Annotated in this window: 33 protein-coding genes; all 33 read left to right on the top strand. The window is 65.2% G+C overall.

Features of this window, described 5'->3' with window-relative positions; genetic code table 11:
* Positions 1–12 precede the first annotated feature (12 nt).
* The 33 genes from LQZ85_RS02060 (at position 13) to rplQ (ending at position 19,259) form a co-directional block, all read left to right on the top strand.
* A complete protein-coding gene (locus tag LQZ85_RS02060) occupies positions 13–522 on the top strand; it encodes a hypothetical protein (RefSeq protein ID WP_162253866.1) in 510 nt (169 codons plus the stop codon).
* Positions 522–1,541, top strand: a complete 1,020-nt coding sequence (locus LQZ85_RS02055; protein WP_056279747.1) for a M23 family metallopeptidase — start codon at positions 522–524, stop codon at positions 1,539–1,541. Before LQZ85_RS02060 ends, LQZ85_RS02055 begins: the two co-directional genes overlap by 1 nt.
* Positions 1,542–1,637: 96 nt before the next feature.
* A complete protein-coding gene (locus tag LQZ85_RS02050) occupies positions 1,638–1,850 on the top strand; it encodes a hypothetical protein (RefSeq protein WP_053099214.1) in 213 nt (70 codons plus the stop codon).
* 864 nt (positions 1,851–2,714) lie between these two features.
* Positions 2,715–3,023, top strand: a complete 309-nt coding sequence (rpsJ, locus tag LQZ85_RS02045) for a 30S ribosomal protein S10 (RefSeq protein ID WP_017201594.1) — start codon at positions 2,715–2,717, stop codon at positions 3,021–3,023.
* Between the two features lie 8 nt (positions 3,024–3,031).
* Positions 3,032–3,691 (top strand): 50S ribosomal protein L3, encoded by a 660-nt coding sequence (gene rplC / locus LQZ85_RS02040; protein WP_053097486.1) that lies wholly within the window; start codon positions 3,032–3,034, stop codon positions 3,689–3,691.
* Between the two features lie 2 nt (positions 3,692–3,693).
* Positions 3,694–4,356 (top strand): 50S ribosomal protein L4, encoded by a 663-nt coding sequence (rplD, locus tag LQZ85_RS02035; RefSeq protein WP_053097485.1) that lies wholly within the window; start codon positions 3,694–3,696, stop codon positions 4,354–4,356.
* Positions 4,353–4,676, top strand: coding sequence for a 50S ribosomal protein L23 (gene rplW, locus LQZ85_RS02030; protein WP_053097484.1), 324 nt, complete (start codon positions 4,353–4,355; stop codon positions 4,674–4,676). The genes rplD and rplW overlap by 4 nt, the downstream gene beginning before the upstream one ends.
* A 20-nt stretch (positions 4,677–4,696) precedes the next feature.
* Positions 4,697–5,536 carry a 50S ribosomal protein L2 gene (gene rplB / locus LQZ85_RS02025; RefSeq protein ID WP_053097483.1) on the top strand — a complete coding sequence of 280 codons (840 nt, stop codon included), beginning with the start codon at positions 4,697–4,699 and terminating at the stop codon, positions 5,534–5,536.
* Positions 5,537–5,548: 12 nt separating this feature from the next.
* On the top strand, positions 5,549–5,830 hold the full coding sequence (gene rpsS / locus LQZ85_RS02020) for a 30S ribosomal protein S19 (protein ID WP_017829205.1): 282 nt from the start codon (positions 5,549–5,551) through the stop codon (positions 5,828–5,830).
* Positions 5,831–5,855: 25 nt separating this feature from the next.
* Positions 5,856–6,254, top strand: a complete 399-nt coding sequence (gene rplV, locus LQZ85_RS02015; RefSeq protein WP_053097482.1) for a 50S ribosomal protein L22 — start codon at positions 5,856–5,858, stop codon at positions 6,252–6,254.
* The gene (gene rpsC / locus LQZ85_RS02010; protein WP_042538759.1) at positions 6,254–7,009 is read left to right on the top strand and encodes a 30S ribosomal protein S3; all 756 of its coding nucleotides are present in this window, start codon (positions 6,254–6,256) and stop codon (positions 7,007–7,009) included. Before rplV ends, rpsC begins: the two co-directional genes overlap by 1 nt.
* Positions 7,009–7,428 (top strand): 50S ribosomal protein L16, encoded by a 420-nt coding sequence (gene rplP / locus LQZ85_RS02005; protein ID WP_053097481.1) that lies wholly within the window; start codon positions 7,009–7,011, stop codon positions 7,426–7,428. The genes rpsC and rplP overlap by 1 nt, the downstream gene beginning before the upstream one ends.
* Positions 7,428–7,745, top strand: coding sequence for a 50S ribosomal protein L29 (gene rpmC, locus LQZ85_RS17845; RefSeq protein WP_017829202.1), 318 nt, complete (start codon positions 7,428–7,430; stop codon positions 7,743–7,745). Before rplP ends, rpmC begins: the two co-directional genes overlap by 1 nt.
* Positions 7,745–8,062: a 30S ribosomal protein S17 gene (gene rpsQ, locus LQZ85_RS01995; protein ID WP_053097480.1), complete on the top strand. Its 318-nt coding sequence runs from the start codon at positions 7,745–7,747 to the stop codon at positions 8,060–8,062. The genes rpmC and rpsQ overlap by 1 nt, the downstream gene beginning before the upstream one ends.
* Positions 8,059–8,427, top strand: a complete 369-nt coding sequence (gene rplN, locus LQZ85_RS01990) for a 50S ribosomal protein L14 (RefSeq protein ID WP_053097479.1) — start codon at positions 8,059–8,061, stop codon at positions 8,425–8,427. The genes rpsQ and rplN overlap by 4 nt, the downstream gene beginning before the upstream one ends.
* Before the next feature lie 3 nt (positions 8,428–8,430).
* Positions 8,431–8,790, top strand: a complete 360-nt coding sequence (gene rplX, locus LQZ85_RS01985; protein WP_045253837.1) for a 50S ribosomal protein L24 — start codon at positions 8,431–8,433, stop codon at positions 8,788–8,790.
* A complete protein-coding gene (gene rplE / locus LQZ85_RS01980; RefSeq protein ID WP_053097478.1) occupies positions 8,790–9,380 on the top strand; it encodes a 50S ribosomal protein L5 in 591 nt (196 codons plus the stop codon). Before rplX ends, rplE begins: the two co-directional genes overlap by 1 nt.
* A gap of 120 nt (positions 9,381–9,500) precedes the next feature.
* Positions 9,501–9,899: a 30S ribosomal protein S8 gene (rpsH, locus tag LQZ85_RS01975; RefSeq protein ID WP_045253835.1), complete on the top strand. Its 399-nt coding sequence runs from the start codon at positions 9,501–9,503 to the stop codon at positions 9,897–9,899.
* Between the two features lie 6 nt (positions 9,900–9,905).
* On the top strand, positions 9,906–10,442 hold the full coding sequence (gene rplF, locus LQZ85_RS01970) for a 50S ribosomal protein L6 (RefSeq protein ID WP_053097477.1): 537 nt from the start codon (positions 9,906–9,908) through the stop codon (positions 10,440–10,442).
* Between the two features lie 2 nt (positions 10,443–10,444).
* On the top strand, positions 10,445–10,804 hold the full coding sequence (gene rplR, locus LQZ85_RS01965) for a 50S ribosomal protein L18 (RefSeq protein ID WP_053097476.1): 360 nt from the start codon (positions 10,445–10,447) through the stop codon (positions 10,802–10,804).
* Between the two features lie 20 nt (positions 10,805–10,824).
* Positions 10,825–11,496: a 30S ribosomal protein S5 gene (gene rpsE / locus LQZ85_RS01960; protein WP_053097475.1), complete on the top strand. Its 672-nt coding sequence runs from the start codon at positions 10,825–10,827 to the stop codon at positions 11,494–11,496.
* Complete coding sequence (gene rpmD / locus LQZ85_RS01955) at positions 11,496–11,681, top strand: 50S ribosomal protein L30 (RefSeq protein WP_042538783.1); 186 nt, start codon at positions 11,496–11,498, stop codon at positions 11,679–11,681. Before rpsE ends, rpmD begins: the two co-directional genes overlap by 1 nt.
* Complete coding sequence (gene rplO / locus LQZ85_RS01950) at positions 11,681–12,307, top strand: 50S ribosomal protein L15 (protein WP_072591670.1); 627 nt, start codon at positions 11,681–11,683, stop codon at positions 12,305–12,307. Before rpmD ends, rplO begins: the two co-directional genes overlap by 1 nt.
* Before the next feature lie 101 nt (positions 12,308–12,408).
* Complete coding sequence (gene secY, locus LQZ85_RS01945; RefSeq protein WP_053097474.1) at positions 12,409–13,731, top strand: preprotein translocase subunit SecY; 1,323 nt, start codon at positions 12,409–12,411, stop codon at positions 13,729–13,731.
* Complete coding sequence (locus tag LQZ85_RS01940; RefSeq protein WP_230100391.1) at positions 13,728–14,324, top strand: adenylate kinase; 597 nt, start codon at positions 13,728–13,730, stop codon at positions 14,322–14,324. The genes secY and LQZ85_RS01940 overlap by 4 nt, the downstream gene beginning before the upstream one ends.
* A gap of 10 nt (positions 14,325–14,334) precedes the next feature.
* Positions 14,335–15,183, top strand: coding sequence for a type I methionyl aminopeptidase (gene map, locus LQZ85_RS01935; RefSeq protein ID WP_053097472.1), 849 nt, complete (start codon positions 14,335–14,337; stop codon positions 15,181–15,183).
* Positions 15,184–15,339: 156 nt separating this feature from the next.
* Complete coding sequence (locus LQZ85_RS01930) at positions 15,340–15,999, top strand: thioredoxin domain-containing protein (RefSeq protein ID WP_053097471.1); 660 nt, start codon at positions 15,340–15,342, stop codon at positions 15,997–15,999.
* A 181-nt stretch (positions 16,000–16,180) separates the two neighbouring features.
* Positions 16,181–16,402, top strand: coding sequence for a translation initiation factor IF-1 (gene infA / locus LQZ85_RS01925; RefSeq protein ID WP_017201569.1), 222 nt, complete (start codon positions 16,181–16,183; stop codon positions 16,400–16,402).
* Positions 16,403–16,466: 64 nt separating this feature from the next.
* Positions 16,467–16,583: a 50S ribosomal protein L36 gene (rpmJ, locus tag LQZ85_RS01920; RefSeq protein ID WP_033106073.1), complete on the top strand. Its 117-nt coding sequence runs from the start codon at positions 16,467–16,469 to the stop codon at positions 16,581–16,583.
* Positions 16,584–16,738: 155 nt separating this feature from the next.
* Positions 16,739–17,113 carry a 30S ribosomal protein S13 gene (rpsM, locus tag LQZ85_RS01915; protein ID WP_047524098.1) on the top strand — a complete coding sequence of 125 codons (375 nt, stop codon included), beginning with the start codon at positions 16,739–16,741 and terminating at the stop codon, positions 17,111–17,113.
* Positions 17,114–17,144: 31 nt separating this feature from the next.
* The gene (rpsK, locus tag LQZ85_RS01910) at positions 17,145–17,543 is read left to right on the top strand and encodes a 30S ribosomal protein S11 (RefSeq protein WP_045253826.1); all 399 of its coding nucleotides are present in this window, start codon (positions 17,145–17,147) and stop codon (positions 17,541–17,543) included.
* Between the two features lie 135 nt (positions 17,544–17,678).
* Positions 17,679–18,668, top strand: a complete 990-nt coding sequence (locus tag LQZ85_RS01905; RefSeq protein WP_042538798.1) for a DNA-directed RNA polymerase subunit alpha — start codon at positions 17,679–17,681, stop codon at positions 18,666–18,668.
* A 33-nt stretch (positions 18,669–18,701) separates the two neighbouring features.
* Positions 18,702–19,259 carry a 50S ribosomal protein L17 gene (gene rplQ / locus LQZ85_RS01900; RefSeq protein ID WP_053097470.1) on the top strand — a complete coding sequence of 186 codons (558 nt, stop codon included), beginning with the start codon at positions 18,702–18,704 and terminating at the stop codon, positions 19,257–19,259.
* Positions 19,260–19,333: the final 74 nt, after the last annotated feature.

Here is a 19,333-nt window from a genome sequence, read left to right as displayed (position 1 = left end):
ACATTCAGAATCATGAGATCCCCCCTTGCCCGGCATGTAGCCGCGAGTGCTCTGGCTGTCGTCGTCCTGATCGGTGGCATCTCGGGCTGTGCCTCGCTGCCGGGCGCGTCGAGCCCCGTGCCCACATCGAGCGCAGAGCCCGCGCCGTCGGCGACCCAAACCGGGTCGGAGACACCGACCCCGACGTCGACACCGACTCCGACGCCGACGTCATCGGCGGAGTTCGGCGAGTTCTCCGGTGAGGAGCTGGCGCAGATCTGTGTCGACGCGACCCTCTCGGCATTCCCTGCCGACGTCGTCTTCTCCGCCGAGAAGACACGCATCGAGCACCGACTGGTGTCTCCGGAATGGCTCGTCCTGGTCCCCGCACAGGCCTCCGGCCTCGAGGCTCAGGCTCAATGCACGATCGGGGGATCGGCCGCCGCGCCTCAGCTCGGCATGTCCTCGGCATCTCTCGAGCCCCTGCCCGAGGAACAGATCCAGAACCTCATCCGCGGCGAGAACGAAGGCGGCGATCGCTAGTGTGCGACGCGGGGGACTCCGAGCCCTCGTCGACCGAGGCGACGCAGTCGTTCGTCTCTCGCAGGGGAGTGCTTCTCGGCACCGGTTTCGTGCTCGGCGCGGCCGCGGTCGGGTGGGAGTTCTTCTCTCCGACCCTTCGCGCGAGCGCCGAGGGAACCTACCTGCGACCGTGCGGGATCGTGCCGATCTCGAGCTCGTGGATGGGGCACAGGAATCGGAATCCGCCGTCGGGCGAGCCGGGCACCGACTACGCGGTCGTCCGGGGCACGCCGATCCGCGCGGCCACCAGTGGGGTCATCGTCGATCGCAAGGACTCCACGACGACGGCGACCGGGCGCTACCTGGCGTTGCGGACGGACGACGGCAACTACATCCGCTACCTGCACCTGCAGTCGAGCACGGTGCCGCTGGGTGCACGCGTCTCGCGCGGACAGCTGATCGCCTATTCGGGTGCGTCCGGTTTCGGAAGCGAGACGGGCTACGGCCCACACGTCCATGTGTCCCTCTGGATCGGCGGAACACCGCTCCAGCTCGGGTTCACCAACTCGGTCGACTTCGAGAACTACGTCGAAGGCGGTCCCATCAAGCCACCATCGGAGGACCCCGTGCCCATCCATCAGTCGAGCACTTACCAGTGGAACGCCGTCGTGCCGAGGGGGCTCTGGACCAGGATCCCGGTGGCCGCAGATCTGTACTGGCTGGCGCACAGCAGTGCGACAGTCAAAGAGACCGGTGACGTCGCGATCTACCTGACGACGGCCAAGGTGACGAAGGGCTTCCAACTGCGCATCGTCGCCGAGACTCTGAATTCCAGCGGAGCCCCGATCGCCAGCGCGCCGCAGCCGCCGTTCGAAGTCCCGGTCACCAGAGCGGAGGCCCCCAACTCGCCGACTTACGGACAGTATTCGCTGCCGTACTTCCTCTCCGGTCCGGTGCGCCTCTTCGCTGAGATCCGCGCGCTGAACACCGGGATCATCGTGCAGGAAGTGACCGTCAAGAAGAACTACTGGCTGTCCTAGACCGGCCCGGATGCGTCTTCCGCCGACCACCGGTTGCGTGCAGAATGAACGTGCGTCGGGGATCCGTCGCACTGATCGCACACAAAGGGGGCCCGCATGGGTATCGATGAGACTGTCAACAAGGGCAAGGATCTGTACGAGCAGAACAAGGACAAGATCGCCGAGGCAGTGAAGAGCGAGCAGGCGGAAGACATCAGCGACAAGGTGCTCGACGGCGTCGCCGACTTCGCCAAGAAGATCGCACCGGGTGCCGCTGACAAGATCGACGAGATCCGCGACAGCGCCGACAAGGCCGTCGGCAACGAGTGAGACCAGGCGTCTGAGACGCAGAGCGGCGATTCCCCCCACGGGGGAGTCGCCGCTCCTCTGCGTGCGGCACCAAGTATTCGGCCCGCCGGTATCGCGTTTCACGCCCGGGTCCCCTTAGAATGGATGACGATCGCCTGGGGAACTTGCGATCAGGGATGTCGAAGGGGTTCGACTTCCCGAATTCACGCGGTTCGCCGCGTCAAACTGGGGATAACGATTTTGGGGATCATCGTGCGACGCGCGCACTCTGTGCGCTCAGACGTCTTCCCGCCCGCGCGGCGGTCTCTTCGCCGCGCCCTCGGTCGAGGAACCCGGCGTCCCTTCACGCCGGAGTCCTCGCGTTCGGTGTGCCCCCTCGCACTGAACGCCCTCCCCAAGCGGGGCGAGGCATGGGGATGCCTCGCCCCGCTCTCCTCAGCGCGCTGAGGGGTCGTCGGCGGCGTCGATCAGAGGCGCCGATCCGACGGCTGGGGTGCGCACTCAGGGGATGCTCAGCGACTGCGACACGCCCGGGTTTGCGCAAGTGAAATCGGCCGTGGCAGAATAGACAGGTTCGACATTCCGGCGCGCTCAGCGTCAGCCGGATCACCATCACGACAGTGCATAGGCGGCGCAGACGCGCAGGGACCTAGGCCGCGGGTGGCAGAACGATCCCGACATCTTCATCACGAGGGCTTCGCCGTGCGCGGCGGAGGTCGGACATCCGCTCGCCGAGGCGTGCGGGATGACAGCAGAACAGTGGTGCAGCAGATCGACTCGCGAGAGCCGTTCGAGTGCCGAGGCGCGAACAGCGCCGACGTGCGTCCAATGCCCCTGGGTCACCCGGCCCAGGTCGGTAAGACGCTTAAAGAGAGAGAGCAGACAATGGCGGGACAGAAGATCCGCATTCGCCTGAAGTCGTATGACCACGAGGTCATCGACACGTCCGCACGCAAGATCGTCGACACCGTGACCCGTGCGGGCGCAACAGTCGTCGGCCCCGTGCCCCTTCCGACCGAGAAGAACGTCGTGTGCGTCATCCGGTCGCCCCACAAGTACAAGGACAGCCGCGAGCACTTCGAGATGCGCACCCACAAGCGTCTGATCGACATCGTCGACCCGACGCCGAAGGCTGTCGACTCGCTGATGCGTCTCGACCTGCCTGCCGATGTCAACATCGAGATCAAGCTCTGAGGTCGGACATGGTTGACATCAACTCCAAGATTTCCAAGGGCATGCTCGGCACCAAGCTCGGCATGACCCAGGTGTGGAACGAGAACGGCAAGCTCGTTCCTGTCACCGTCATCGAGCTCGCCTCGAACGTGGTCACGCAGATCCGTACCCCCGAGAAGGACGGCTACAACGCCGTGCAGATCGCGTACGGCCAGATCGACCCGCGCAAGGTGAACAAGCCGCTGACCGCCCACTTCGAGGCCGCCGGCGTCACGCCGCGTCGTCACGTCACCGAGATCCGCACCGCGGATGCCGCTGACTACTCGCTGGGCCAGGAGCTCACGGTCGACGGCACCTTCGAAGCCGGCCAGCTCGTCGACGTCGTCGGCACGAGCAAGGGCAAGGGCTTCGCCGGTGTCATGAAGCGTCACAACTTCAAGGGCGTCTCGGCTTCGCACGGTTCGCACCGCAACCACCGCAAGCCCGGCTCCATCGGCGCATCGTCGACCCCGAGCCGCGTCTTCAAGGGCATGCGCATGGCCGGCCGTATGGGTGGCGAGCGCGTGACCGTCCTCAACCTCACGGTGCACGCCGTCGACATCGAGAAGGGTCTGCTGCTCGTCAAGGGCGCCGTCCCCGGTGCTCGTGGTCGCATCGTCTACGTCCGCAACGCAGTGAAGGGTGCCTGATCATGGCTGACTCCACTCTCGCGCTTGACGTCCTCAAGGCAGACGGCAAGAAGGCTGGCTCGATCGAGCTTCCCGCCGAACTGTTCGACGCCAAGACGAACATCCCGCTCATCCACCAGGTCGTCGTCGCGCAGCTCGCGGCGGCTCGCCAGGGAACCCACTCGACCAAGCGTCGCGGTGAGGTCTCGGGTGCAGGCCGCAAGCCCTTCAAGCAGAAGGGCACGGGTAACGCCCGTCAGGGCTCGATCCGCGCGCCGCACATGACCGGTGGTGGAATCGTGCACGGCCCCAAGCCGCGCGACTACTCGCAGCGCACCCCCAAGAAGATGATCGCCGCAGCCCTCCGTGGTGCACTCAGCGATCGCTTCCGCGGGGACCGTCTGCACGTGATCGACACGTTCGGCACCGATGGCGCCCCCTCGACGAAGGCAGCCGTGAGCTTCCTCTCGCAGGTCGCCACGTCGAAGAACGTCCTGGTCGTCATCGTGCGCAACGACGAGCTCGCGCTCAAGAGCATCCGCAACCTCAGCAACGTTCACGTTCTGACGTTCGACCAGCTCAACGCCTACGACGTTCTCGTCTCCGACGACATCGTCTTCACCCAGGCCGCGATCGAGGGCTTCATCGCCTCGAAGTCCGGCGCCAACCAGGAGGTCTCCGCATGAGCGAGCAGGCATCTGTTCTCCAGACGGCCCTGAACAAGGACCCGCGCGACGTCATCCTGAAGCCGGTCGTGTCCGAGAAGAGCTACGGTCTCATCGACGAGGGTAAGTACACCTTCCTCGTGGACCCGCGCGCTTCGAAGACCGAGATCAAGCTCGCCATCGAGAAGATCTTCGGCGTCAAGGTCGCAGGGGTCAACACCCTCAACCGCGTCGGCAAGGCTCGTCGCACCCGCTTCGGCACCGGCAAGCGCAAGGACACCAAGCGCGCCATCGTGACCCTGAAGTCGGGCACCATCGACATCTTCACGGCAATCGGCTGATCCGGGGGATAAGGACAATAATGGCTATTCGCAAGTACAAGCCCACGACCCCGGGCCGTCGCGGCTCGTCGGTGGCTGACTTCGCCGAGATCACCCGATCGACGCCGGAGAAGTCGCTGCTGCGCCCGCTCTCGAAGACCGGTGGTCGCAACAACCAGGGCCGCATCACGACCCGTCACATCGGTGGTGGCCACAAGCGCCAGTACCGTGTCATCGACTTCCGTCGCAATGACAAGGACGGCGTCGACGCCCGCGTCGCTCACATCGAGTACGACCCCAACCGCACGGCACGCATCGCGCTGCTGCACTACTTCGACGGCGAGAAGCGCTACATCCTCGCGCCGGCGAAGCTGAAGCAGGGCGACGTCGTCGAGTCGGGTGCTGGTGCCGACATCAAGCCGGGCAACAACCTCCCGCTGAAGAACATCCCGACGGGTACCGTCATCCACGCGATCGAGCTCCGTCCCGGTGGCGGCGCGAAGATGGCACGTTCGGCCGGTGCATCCGTCCGTCTCGTGGCCAAGGATGGCAACTTCGCCCAGCTGCGTCTGCCCTCGGGCGAGATCCGCAACGTCGATGCGCGCTGCCGCGCGACCATCGGCGAGGTCGGCAACGCCGAGCAGTCGAACATCAACTGGGGCAAGGCCGGCCGCATGCGCTGGAAGGGCGTCCGCCCGACCGTCCGTGGTGTCGCGATGAACCCGGTCGACCACCCGCACGGTGGTGGTGAGGGCAAGACGTCCGGTGGACGTCACCCCGTCTCTCCGTGGGGCCAGGCTGAGGGTCGCACCCGTCACGCCAACAAGGAAAGCGACAAGTACATCGTGCGTCGTCGTAACGCCGGCAAGAAGCGTAAGTAGGAGTAAGAGAAGATGCCTCGCAGTCTTAAGAAGGGCCCCTTCGTCGACGATCACCTGCTTCGCAAGGTGGTCGTGCAGAACGAAGCCGGCACCAAGAACGTCATCAAGACCTGGTCTCGCCGGTCCATGATCATCCCGGCCATGCTGGGTCACACGATCGCGGTCCACGACGGTCGCAAGCACATCCCCGTGTTTGTGTCCGAGACCATGGTCGGCCACAAACTGGGCGAGTTCGCGCCCACCCGCACCTTCCGCGGCCACGAGAAGGACGACAAGAAGGGCCGCCGCCGCTGACGCGGTGGCGATAGAGGAGAGAGAAATGGTGGAGTCCATCGCACGCGTGCGACACATCCGCGTGACCCCTCAGAAGGCTCGTCGTGTCGTCGCGCTCATCAAGGGCAAGCAGGCCCAGGAGGCTCTGGCGATCCTGAAGTTCGCACAGCAGAGCGCCAGTGAGCCGATCTACAAGCTTGTCGCGTCGGCCATGGCCAACGCACAGGTCAAGGCGGATCGTGACGGCGAGTACCTCGACGAGCAGGACCTGTACGTGGCTAACGCCTACGTAGACGAGGGGACGACGCTCAAGCGTTTCCAGCCTCGTGCACAGGGTCGCGCTTTCCAGATCAAGAAGCGCACGAGCCACATCACGGTCGTGCTCTCGACGCCTGAGGCGGCTCCGGCCGCTGCAAGCGACAGCAACAAGAAGGCGAGCAAGTAATGGGACAGAAAGTAAACCCGTACGGCTTCCGCCTCGGCATCACCACGGACCACGTGTCGCGTTGGTTCTCGGACTCGACGAAGCCGGGTCAGCGTTACGCCGACTACGTCGCCGAGGACATCAAGATCCGCAACCTGCTGAAGACGCAGCTCGACCGCGCCGGTGTCTCGAACATCGAGATCGAGCGCACCCGTGACCGCGTCCGCGTCGACATCCACACCGCCCGCCCGGGCATCGTGATCGGTCGTCGTGGCGCCGAGGCCGAGCGCATCCGCGGCGACCTCGAGAAGCTCTCGGGCAAGCAGATCCAGCTGAACATCCTCGAGGTCAAGAACCCCGAGGCTGACGCTCAGCTCGTCGCACAGGGCATCGCCGAGCAGCTGTCTGCTCGCGTGGCGTTCCGTCGTGCGATGCGCAAGGGTCTCCAGGGCGCGCAGCGCGCTGGCGCCAAGGGCATCCGCATCCAGGTCTCCGGCCGCCTCGGCGGCGCCGAGATGAGCCGCTCGGAGTTCTACCGCGAGGGTCGTGTGCCGCTGCACACGCTGCGCGCGAACATCGACTACGGCTTCTACGAGGCGAAGACCACCTTCGGCCGCATCGGCGTGAAGGTCTGGATCTACAAGGGTGACCTGACCAACAAGGAGCTTGCTCGCGAGCAGGCCAACGCCCCGAAGTCCCGTCGTGACGACCGTGGTGGCGACCGCCGCCGCGCGCCGCGCAACGAGGCCCCTGTCGCAGAAGGAGCGTCTGCCTGATGCTTATTCCCCGCAAGGTCAAGTACCGCAAGCAGCATCACCCCAAGCGTGATGGCCAGGCCACCGGTGGCACGAAGGTCTCCTTCGGCGACTTCGGCATCCAGGCCCTCACCCCCGCTTACGTGACCAACCGTCAGATCGAGTCCGCTCGTATCGCGATGACGCGTCACATCAAGCGTGGTGGAAAGGTGTGGATCAACATCTACCCCGACCGCCCCCTCACCAAGAAGCCTGCCGAGACCCGCATGGGTTCCGGTAAGGGTTCCCCCGAGTGGTGGGTCGCCAACGTCAAGCCGGGTCGCGTCCTCTTCGAGGTCGCAGGCGTCAATGAGGAGCTCGCTCGCGAGGCCCTCACCCGAGCAATCCACAAGCTGCCGCTGAAGGCACGCATCATCAAGCGCGAGGAGGGCGACGCGTAATGGCGATCGGCACCAAGGAGCTCGCTCCGGCAGAGCTCGACACGTTCGAAGACCAGCGCCTCGTTGAGGAGCTGCGTAAGGCCAAGGAGGAGCTGTTCAACCTCCGTTTCCAGTCGGCCACCGGCCAGCTGGAGAGCCACGGCCGCATCCGCGCCGTCAAGCGCGACATCGCGCGCCTGTACACCGTGATCCGCGAACGCGAGCTGGGCATCCGTGCGACGCCCGCTCCGGTCGAGGCTCCGGCCAAGAAGGCGACCAAGTCGAAGGCGAAGAAGGCGGACTCCGCTGACGACGCCGTGAAGGAAGAGGCTGAGTGATGGCCACCAAGAAGGAAGCTGCCGTCGAGGCTGAGCACGCAGAGCACGATGTTCGCGATGCGGATGCCCGTGGGTACCGCAAGTCGCGTCGTGGCTACGTCATCAGCGACAAGATGGACAAGACCATCGTGGTCGAGGTCGAGGACCGCGTGAAGCACCCGCTTTACGGCAAGGTCATCCGCCGCACCTCGAAGGTCAAGGCGCACGATGAGGCGAACTCCGCCGGCATCGGCGACCTCGTCCTGATCAACGAGACCCGCCCGCTCAGCGCCACGAAGCGCTGGCGTCTGGTGGAGATTCTGGAGAAGGCCAAGTGATCCAGCAGGAATCCCGCCTCAAGGTCGCCGACAACACCGGCGCGAAGGAACTGCTCACCATCCGTGTGCTCGGCGGCTCGCGCCGTCGTTACGCCGGACTCGGTGACACGATCGTCGCGACCGTCAAGGACGCGATCCCCGGCGGCAACGTCAAGAAGGGCGATGTGGTCAAGGCCGTCATCGTCCGCACGGTCAAGTCCACGCGTCGTCCCGACGGCTCGTACATCAAGTTCGACGAGAACGCCGCCGTGATCCTGAAGAACGACGGGGAGCCCCGCGGCACCCGTATCTTCGGACCGGTCGGTCGCGAGCTTCGTGACAAGAAGTTCATGAAGATCGTCTCGCTGGCGCCGGAGGTTATTTAAGTCATGGCGAAGATCAAGAAGGGTGACCTGGTTCAGGTCATCACCGGAGCCACGCAGGAGCGTGGCGGCGACCGCGGCAAGCAGGGCAAGGTCCTCGAGATCCTGTCCGACAAGAACCGCGTCATCGTCGAAGGCGTGAACTACGTCACCAAGCACACGCGCGTCGGACAGACGCAGCGTGGCACCAAGACGGGCGGCCTCGAGACTGTCGAGGCCTCCATCCACATCTCGAACGTCGCACTCGTCGACCCCTCGACCAAGAAGCCGACCAAGGTCGGCCACCGGGTCGAGGAGCAGACCAAGGACGGCGTCAAGCGCACCGTCCGTGTGCGGTACGCGAAGAAGTCAGGTAAGGACCTCTGATGGCAACCACCGACGCTGCGGTGGCTGGCAAGATCCAGCCCCGCCTCAAGGCGAAGTACAAGGCCGAGATCCAGCAGAAGCTGCAGGATGAGTTCGGCTACACCAACGTGATGCAGATCCCCGGTCTGGTCAAGGTCGTCGTGAACACCGGTGTCGGTGAAGCGGCCCGCGACAGCAAGGTGATCGACGGCGCGATCGACGATCTCACCAAGATCACCGGTCAGAAGCCGCTCGTCACGAAGGCTCGCAAGTCGATCGCGCAGTTCAAGCTGCGCGAGGGCCAGGCCATCGGCGCACACGTCACCCTCCGCGGTGACCGTGCGTGGGAGTTCCTGGACCGTCTCGTCTCGCTCGCTCTGCCCCGTATCCGCGACTTCCGCGGCCTCTCGGGCAAGCAGTTCGACGGAAACGGCAACTACACCTTCGGTCTCCAGGAGCAGAGCGTGTTCCACGAGATCGATCAGGACAAGATCGACCGGGTTCGCGGTTTCGACATCACCGTCGTCACCACCGCGAAGACGGACGACGAAGGTCGCGCGCTTCTTCGTCACCTCGGCTTCCCCTTCCGTACGGAAGACGCCCAGGCGTAAGCGGTTTCGGGCGGGGCGCACAGCGCCCCGCCCGATCCCGTACAATTGAAGATTGCGTGTCATCGCAGGCCGTCTGTCGTGTAACGGCAGCCGGAACCTCATGAACAAAGGAAAACAACAATGACAATGACAGACCCGGTCGCAGATCTGCTGACCCGTCTGCGCAACGCGAACTCGGCGCATCACGACTCCGTGACCCTGCCGTCGAGCAAGCTCAAGACGCACATCGCCGAGATCCTCCAGCAGGAGGGCTACATCGCTGGATGGGAGACGACTGACGCTCGCGTCGGATCGAACCTCACCCTGCAGCTGAAGTACGGCCCCAACCGTGAGCGTTCGATCGCGGGCATCAAGCGCGTGTCGAAGCCCGGCCTCCGCGTCTACGCGAAGTCCACCGAGCTGCCCAGGGTCCTCGGCGGACTCGGCGTGGCCATCCTGTCCACCTCCTCCGGTCTCCTCACTGACCGTCAGGCAGAGCAGAAGGGCGTGGGCGGAGAAGTTCTCGCCTACGTGTGGTAATCGAAAATGTCGCGTATTGGACGACTTCCCATCGACGTTCCCGCGGGCGTGACCATCTCGGTCGACGGCCGTGAGGTCGCGGTGAAGGGCCCCAAGGGTGAGCTCACCCTGACGGTCGCCAAGCCCATCGAGGTCGCGGTCGAGGAGAACCAGGTTCTCGTCACCCGTCCCGACGACGAGCGTGAGTCCCGGTCGCTTCACGGCCTGACCCGCACGCTCATCAACAACAACATCATCGGCGTGACCCAGGGCTACACCAAGGGTCTCGAGGTCGTCGGAACCGGTTACCGTGTCGCTCAGAAGGGCAGCTCGGTCGAGTTCGCCCTCGGCTTCTCGCACCCGGTCCTCATCGACCCGCCCGCCGGTATCACGCTCACGGTCGAGGGCACCAACAAGCTCACCGTCAGTGGTATCGACAAGCAGGCTGTCGGCGAGGCAGCTGCGAACATCCGCAAGATCCGCAAGCCCGAGCCGTACAAGGGCAAGGGCGTGCGTTACGCCGGCGAGGTCGTGCGTCGCAAGGCCGGAAAGAGTGGTAAGTAACCATGGCTCTCAAGTCAAAGTCTGACGCCCGCGCGCGTCGTCATGCCCGCCTTCGCAAGAAGGTCGTCGGCACCGAGGCGCGTCCGCGCCTCGTCGTCAACCGCTCGGCTCGCCACGTCTTCGTGCAGCTTGTCGACGACAGCAAGGGTCACACCGTCGCGTCGGCATCGACGCTCGAGACCGACCTGCGTTCGCTCGAGGGTGACAAGACCGCCAAGGCCCGCAAGGTCGGCGAGCTTCTCGCCGAGCGTGCGAAGTCTGCCGGCGTTTCCGAGGCAGTGTTCGACCGTGGCGGAAACCGCTACGCCGGTCGTGTCGCCGCCATCGCCGACGGCGCCCGCGAAGGGGGTCTGGCACTGTGAGTGACAACAAGGAGAACGAAGTGACCGAAGCGGCAGCTGCCACTTCCGAGACTGCCACCGGCACCACGCAGGCAGAGCCGTCTCAGCGCGACAACCGCCGTGGCGGCCGTAGCGACCGCAACCAGGGTGGCCGTGACCGCAACTCCCGCGACCGTGGGGACAACCAGTTCCTCGAGCGCGTGGTCACCATCAACCGCGTCTCGAAGGTCGTGAAGGGTGGTCGTCGCTTCAGCTTCACCGCTCTCGTGGTCGTCGGCGACGGCAACGGTCTGGTGGGCGTCGGCTACGGCAAGGCCCGCGAGGTCCCTCTGGCGATCTCGAAGGGTGTCGAAGAGGCCAAGCGCAACTTCTTCCGCGTTCCGCGCGTCGGCAGCACCATCCCGCACCCCGTGCAGGGTGAGGCCGCAGCAGGCGTCGTCCTGCTCCGTCCGGCCGCTGCCGGTACCGGTGTCATCGCCGGTGGTCCGGTTCGCGCCGTGCTCGAGTGCGCCGGCATCCACGACGTGCTGTCGAAGTCGCTCGGCTCGTCGAACACGATCAACATCGTGCACGCGACGGTGACGGCCCTGAAGATGCTCGAGGAGCCCCGTGCGGTCGCCGCACGTCGTGGCCTCGAGTTCGACCAGGTCGCACCCGCGCGTCTCGTCCGTGCGGAGGCTGACGCCATCGCCGCACAGAAGGTAGGTGCCTGATGGCTGCGCGCCTGAAGGTCACGCAGGTCAAGTCCAAGGTGAGCGAGAAGCAGAACCAGCGTGACACGCTGCGCAGCCTCGGTCTGAAGCGAATCGGTGACAGCACCGTTCGCCCCGACGACGCGCAGACGCGCGGTTACGTCAAGACCGTCGCCCACCTCGTCAAGGTTGAGGAGATCGACTAATGGCTGAGAAGAACGAAGCCGCAGGCGCCGAGAAGGCCCCGAAGAAGGCTGCCGCTCCCAAGGCCGCAGCCGAGAAGAAGCCCGCCGCCAAGAAGGCACCGGCGAAGGCGACCGAGGCCAAGGCCGACGCCGTCAAGAAGCCGGCTGCCAAGAAGGCTGCGCCGAAGAAGGATGCTCCGGCATCCCGCCCCGGCGTGCTGAAGGTGCACCACCTGCGTCCGGTCCCCGGATCCAACACCGCGAAGACCCGTGTCGGTCGCGGTGAGGGCTCCAAGGGTAAGACCGCGGGTCGCGGTACCAAGGGCACGAAGGCTCGCAACACCGTTCGCGTCGGCTTCGAGGGTGGGCAGATGCCTCTGCACATGCGCACCCCGAAGCTGCGCGGGTTCAAGAACCCGTTCCGCGTCGAGTACCAGGTCGTGAACCTGGAGAAGCTCGCGGAGCTGTACCCCACGGGTGGCGACGTCACCATCAGCGACCTGGTCGCCAAGGGTGCCGTTCGCAAGAACGAGAAGGTCAAGGTTCTCGGAGACGGCGACATCGCCGTGAAGCTCACCGTCGCGGTCGACAAGGTCTCGGGTTCCGCCGAGCAGAAGATCGTGGCGGCTGGCGGATCCGTCAAGTAACCACTTCATGAGAGGGGTCGGAGATTCTCCGGCCCCTCTTATGGGTTAGCCTGTTCTTTCAGCCGTCCTTCAGGGATCGGCAACCTTTCAGGAGGACGTCCTTGTTTAGCGCCATCGCGCGGATCTTCCGCACGCCCGACCTGCGTCGGAAGATCGGTTTCACCCTCGCCATCGTCGCCATCTACCGGCTTGGCTCGAATGTGCCTGCTCCGTTCGTGAACTTCCCGAACGTCGAGGAGTGCCTCGCGCTGAACTCCGGGACGGAGGGACTCCTCGGACTCGTCAACCTGTTCTCGGGTGGCGCGCTCCTCCAGCTCTCGATCTTCGCCCTCGGCGTGATGCCGTACATCACCGCCACGATCATCACCCAGCTGCTTCGCGTGGTCATCCCTCACTTCGAGGCTCTGCACAAAGAGGGCCAGGCCGGCCAGGCCCGTCTGACCCAGTACACGCGCTACCTCACCATCGCTCTCGCACTGCTGCAGTCGACGACGCTGGTCACGGTGGCCCGCAGCGGTCAGCTCTTCGGCACCACCGACATCGCCGCCTGCCAGAACCTCCTCACCAACGACGTGTGGTGGGCGCAGCTGCTCATCATCATGGCGATGACCGCCGGCACGGGCCTCATCATGTGGTTCGCAGAGCTCGTCACCGAGCGCGGTATCGGCAACGGCATGTCGCTGCTCATCTTCACCTCGATCGCCGCCACGTTCCCCGGAGCCATGTGGCTCATCTGGGAGAGCAAGGGCTTCGAGGTCTTCCTCCTGGTGCTCCTGGTGGGAATCATCGTCATGGGCCTCGTCGTCTTCGTCGAACAGTCCCAGCGCCGCATCCCGGTGCAGTACGCCAAGCGCATGGTCGGTCGCCGCACCTACGGCGGCACCAACACGTACATTCCGATCAAGGTCAACATGGCCGGTGTGATCCCCGTGATCTTCGCCTCGTCGCTGCTGTACATCCCGGCGCTCATCGCACAGTTCAACACCCCGCAGGACGGCTCCGAGCCGGCAGCGTGGGTCACCTGGATCAGCGCGAACTTCACGACCGGCAACAGCCCGATCTACATGGCCGTGTACTTCCTGCTGATCATCGGCTTCACGTACTTCTACGTCGCGATCACCTTCAACCCGGTCGAGGTCGCCGACAACATGAAGAAGTACGGCGGGTTCATTCCCGGCATCCGTGCCGGTCGTCCGACTGCCGAGTACCTCGACTACGTGCTCACGCGCATCACGCTGCCCGGGTCGATCTACCTCGGCCTCATCGCGCTGATCCCGCTCATCGCTCTCGCCACCGTCGGCGCCAACCAGAACTTCCCGTTCGGCGGCGCCTCGATCCTCATCATCGTGGGCGTCGGTCTCGAGACGGTCAAGCAGATCGACGCACAGCTGCAGCAGCGACACTACGAAGGGCTCCTCCGATGACTCGATCAGCTCGTCTCCTCATCGTCGGTCCGCAGGGCTCGGGGAAGGGCACGCAGGGCGTCCGCATCGCAGAGTCCTACGGCATCCCGGTCGTCTCGACGGGCGACATCTTCCGCGCGAACATCAAGGAGGGCACGCCGCTCGGCCAGCAGGTCACGGCGATCCTCGACAAGGGTGATCTCGTTCCCGACGAGCTCACCAGCGAGATCGTTCGCGATCGCCTCTCGCAGGACGATGCAGCGAAGGGCTTCCTGCTCGACGGATACCCCCGCAATGCCGCGCAGGTCGAGCACCTCGACGCGTTCCTCGGTGCCCGGGGGGAGTCCCTCGACGCCGTCATCCTGCTCGACGTCCCGCGCGAAGAGAGCATCGAGCGTCTCAAGCTCCGCGCAGCGGAGCAGGGTCGGTCGGATGACACGGATGAGGCGATCGCACACCGTCTCGACATCTACGAGCACGAGACGGCCCCGATCCTCGAGGTCTACGGCCCCCGAGGGATCGTCGACCGCATCGACGGCGTGGGCTCGCTCGACGAGATCGCCGAGCGCGTGTTCGCGGCGCTGACCGCGCGCGGTCTGCGCCTCGCGGCCTGATCACCGCACGATGTTCCGCAAGTCGATCTACAAGAGCGCGGCTCAGCTGCGTGCGATGGTGGAGCCCGGTCTCATCACGGCGGCTGCGCTCGACGCCGTGCGGCCGCTGATACGACCCGGTGTCACCACTCTCGAGCTCGACGCCGAAGCGAACCGTGTGATCCTCGCCCGTGGCGCGGAATCGAATTTCCAGCTCGTTCGCGGATACCGGCACACCACCTGCATCTCGGTGAACGAAGAGGTCGTCCACGGCATCCCGGGTGAGAGGGTCCTTCAGGCAGGCGACATCGTCTCGATCGACTGCGGCGCGCAGTACCAGGGCTGGAACGGCGACAGCGCCATCACCGTCGTCGTCCCTGATGAGACGCGCCGCGAGCTGGTCGCCCGGCGCGAGGAGCTCTCGCGGGTCACGGAGGGCTCGATGTGGTCGGGGATCGCCGCCATGGCGTCCGCTTCGCACCTCGGTGACATCGGAGCCGCGATCCAGGGCTACATCGAGGCGCAGGGCCCGTCAGCCGTCTCCGGCGAGACGTACGGCATCCTGCGCGAGTACGTCGGCCACGGCATCGGACGCAAGATGCACGAGGCGCCCAGCGTCTTCAACTACCGCACGCCCGACCCGGGCGCCGAGGTCAAGCCCGGTCTCGTGCTGGCGATCGAGCCCATGGTCACCGCCGGCAGCGACGAGACCTTCGTCGAGGACGACGACTGGACCGTCTCGACGGTCGACGGCACCGACGGCTCGCACTGGGAGCACAGCGTCGCACTGCACGCGGACGGGATCTGGGTGCTGACCGCGGCAGACGGGGGAGCGGCCGGTCTCGCCCCGTTCGGCGTGACGCCGACCCCGATCGCCTGAAGCCGGCGCTGTCGGTCACGACGCGATCGGCGATCCAGCGCTCGATCACAACGTGCGCATAGGTTTCTCCGGGCACAATGGGTGTATGGGTGCGCGTGCGCCCGAGGACTTCAAGCCGGGTCCGCCATCGGCGGACCGCGACAGAAACGGAAAGCAATGGCAGCCGCGAAGAGCAACACCAACTGGTTCGTGATCGGCGTCTCGGCGGCAGTGGTGGTCGTGCTGGCCGTTCTGGCCTTCGTCGTCGTGTTCCTGAACAACCAGGCGACCTCCCCGGGCACGGCCCCGCAGAGCTCGATCGTGAACGAGGAGACCGGCGCCATCTCGTTCGGGTCGGGCGAGGACGAGATCGACACCTACGTCGACTTCATGTGCCCCGTCTGCGGGCAGTTCGAGGACGTCTACGGCGAGCAGCTGCAGGCGGCAGCCGCCGACGACAAGATCACGCTGAACATCCACCCGGTGTCGATCCTCAATCGCTACTCGACGACGGGGGAGTACTCCTCGTTGTCGGCCGGCTCGATGTACTGCGTCGCCGCCGAGGCTCCCGACTCGACTCTCGACTACTTCAACCTGCTCTTCGCGAACCAGCCGGAGGAGAACTCGGCCGGTCTCAGCGTCGAGGAGCTGAGCGCGCTCGCCGAGCAGGCCGGAGCAGGCGCCGCGGCTGACTGCATCGCCGACGGCACCTACAACAAGTTCGCCGACTCGCAGACGAAGGCGCACGAGATCACCGGAACCCCGACCGTCGAGGTCAACGGGAACCGCATCGAGAACAGCGAGATCGAGGCGGAGTTCGCCAAGATCCTCGGCTGATCCCGTCTCATCCGATCAACGGGAGTTCCGGCATTCTGCTCAGGTTGCCGGAACTCCCGTTGTCGGATAACATAGATCCTTGGTGCCTTGCGCCTTGATTCGGCGTGTCTGAATCGGCAGAGGTATCGCAATCCAATCACCCACCGCAGATCGACCGGTCTGCAGAAGCGTCAGCGAGGCTATGGCTAAGAAAGACGGTGTCATCGAGATCGAGGGCGTGATCTCCGAGGCTCTGCCCAACGCGATGTTCCGCGTTGAGCTCTCCAACGGACACAAGGTCCTTGCAACGATCTCAGGCAAGATGCGGCAGAACTACATCCGCATCATCCCCGAAGACCGTGTGGTCGTGGAGCTCAGCCCCTACGACCTGACCCGCGGACGAATCGTCTACCGCTACCGCTGATCGGTCGAGAAGTAACACCCCAGGCACTCAGCCTGCCCGGTGAAGACAGCGAATAGGACACATCATGAAGGTCAACCCCAGCGTCAAGCCCATGTGCGATCACTGCAAGGTGATCCGCCGTCACGGCCGCGTCATGGTCATCTGCAAGAGCAACCCGCGCCACAAGCAGCGCCAGGGCTGAGCGCCCGTCGGCGATGCCGACGGACTCTTCGGATCTGACTCACAACTCAATACACACAACGGCAGGATCAGATCCCACGCGAGTGGGGGACACCTCGGGGCGGAGGCCCGAGCACCGATCCTGCTCCACACCTCCACAACACTCAGGAGAACCGCATGGCACGTCTTGCCGGCGTTGACATCCCGCGCGATAAGCGCGTGGTGATCGCCCTTACCTACATCTACGGCGTCGGCCGTACCCGCTCGGTCGAGATCCTCAAGGCTACGGAGATCGACGAGAGCATCCGCGTGAAGGACCTCAGCGATGACCAGCTGATCGCCCTCCGCGACTACATCGAAGGCAACTACAAGGTGGAGGGTGACCTGCGCCGCGAGGTCGCCGCAGACATCCGCCGCAAGGTCGAGATCGGCTCCTACGAGGGCATCCGCCACCGTCGTGGCCTCCCGGTCCGTGGTCAGCGCACCAAGACCAACGCCCGTACCCGCAAGGGCCCGAAGCGCACCGTCGCAGGCAAGAAGAAGGCCCGCTAAGCGCGGCCCCAGGGACTAGGAGAACACTTTCATGGCTGCACCCAAGGCCGCCGCGCGCAAGCCGCGCCGCAAGGAAAAGAAGAACATCGCGCTGGGCCACGCCCACATCAAGTCGACGTTCAACAACACGATCGTCTCGATCACCGACCCGTCCGGCGCTGTCATCAGCTGGGCATCGTCGGGTGGCGTGGGCTTCAAGGGCTCGCGCAAGTCGACGCCCTACGCCGCTGGAATGGCTGCCGAGTCGGCCGCCCGCCAGGCGCAGGAGCACGGCGTCAAGAAGGTCGACGTCTTCGTCAAGGGACCGGGCTCGGGTCGCGAGACCGCGATCCGCTCGCTGACGGCCGCCGGCCTCGAGGTCGGCTCGATCCAGGACGTCACGCCGCAGGCGCACAACGGCTGCCGCCCGCCGAAGCGCCGCCGCGTCTGATCCGGCTTGTTGAGCCGCTCGGTCCTTCGGGTCCGAGCGGCTCGACGCCCGCCAGCGCGGGCATCGACTCCCAAAACTCAAGACCTCACCCCACCACATGTCATATAGCGGGCATGTGATCGAAAGGAACACAGAGTGCTTATTGCACAGCGTCCCACACTGACCGAGGAAAAGATCGTCGAGAACCGTAGCCGGTTCATCATCGAGCCTCTGGAGCCCGGCTTCGGATACACGATCGGCAACGCGCTTCGTCGCAGCCTGCTGTCGTCGATCCCCGGCGCCGCGGTCACCAGCGTTCGCATCGACGGCGTGCTGCACGAGTTCAGCACCATCCCCGGCGTGAAGGAGGATGTCACCGAGATCATCCTCAACATCAAGCAGCTCGTGGTCTCGTCGGAGCGCGACGAGCCCATCACCGCTTACCTGCGCAAGACCGGTTCGGGCGAAGTGACCGCCGCTGACATCTCGGCTCCGGCCGGTGTCGAGGTCCAGAACCCCGAGCTCGTCATCGCGACGCTCAACGAGACGGCGAAGTTCGAGCTCGAGCTCACGATCGAGCGTGGCCGCGGCTACGTCTCGGCGACGCAGAACCGCAACGAGTACGCCGAGGCCGGTCAGATCCCGATCGACTCGATCTACTCGCCGGTGCTCAAGGTCAGCTACCGCGTCGACGCCACCCGTGCGGGTGAGCGCACCGACTTCGACAAGCTCGTCCTCGACGTCGAGACCAAGTCCGCCATCAGCCCCCGCGACGCCGTCGCTTCGGCTGCGAAGACGCTCACCGAGCTGTTCGGTCTCGCCCGCGAGCTGAACGTCGAGGCTGAGGGCATCGAGATCGGCCCGGCACCGGTGGAGGCAGTGAACTCCAGCGAGCTGTCGATGCCGATCGAGGACCTCGACCTCTCCGTCCGCTCGTACAACTGCCTGAAGCGTGAGGGCATCAACACTGTTTCCGAGCTCGTCGCCCTGTCGGAGACGCAGCTCATGAACATCCGCAATTTCGGCCAGAAGTCGGTCGACGAGGTGCGCGACAAGCTCATCTCGCTCGGTCTGTCGCTCAAGGATTCGGTGCCCGGTTTCGACGGCGCCCACTTCTACGGCGGCAGCGAAGACGAGTCCTTCTGATACCCGACCTTTCTGACCAGGAGTTAGACGATTATGCCCAAGCCCACTAAGGGTCCCCGCCTCGGAGGCGGCCCCGCACACGAGCGCCTGCTGCTTGCCAACCTCGCGGCGGCTCTGTACACCCACAAGTCGATCAAGACGACCGAGACCAAGGCCAAGCGCCTGCGTCCGCTCGCCGAGCGCCTGATCACCTTCGCCAAGCGCGGAGACCTGCACGCTCGTCGTCGCGTTCTCTCGGTCATCGGCGACAAGAGCGTCGTGCACACGCTCTTCGCCGAGATCGCCCCGCTGGTCGCAGACCGTGAGGGTGGCTACACCCGCATCACGAAGGTCGGCAACCGCAAGGGTGACAACGCCCCCATGGCAGTGATCGAGCTCGTTCTCGAGCCCGTCACCCCCAAGGCGAAGTCCACCAAGAAGGCTGCCAAGGCTGAGAAGCCGGCCGAGGTCGTCGAGGAGGCTCCCGCTGAGGAGGCTCCCGTCGAGGAGGCTCCGGCAGACGAGACCGTCGAGGCCGGCGCCGAGTCGCAGGCCGAGGGCGAAGCAGCCGAGGCTGCCGCCGAGGACGCTGTCGAGAAGAAGTCCGAGTAAGCACCTCGCTCACTCGAAGAAGCCCGCCGCCCCGTGAGGGACGGCGGGCTTCTTCGTGTATCCGGCGCCTGGAC

Origin of the sequence: Microbacterium sp. Bi98, from assembly GCF_918698045.1 — a bacterium.
GTDB lineage: Bacteria > Actinomycetota > Actinomycetes > Actinomycetales > Microbacteriaceae > Microbacterium.
Note: the sequence above shows the minus strand (reverse complement) of the source record. Positions and strands in the feature narration are given on the sequence as shown.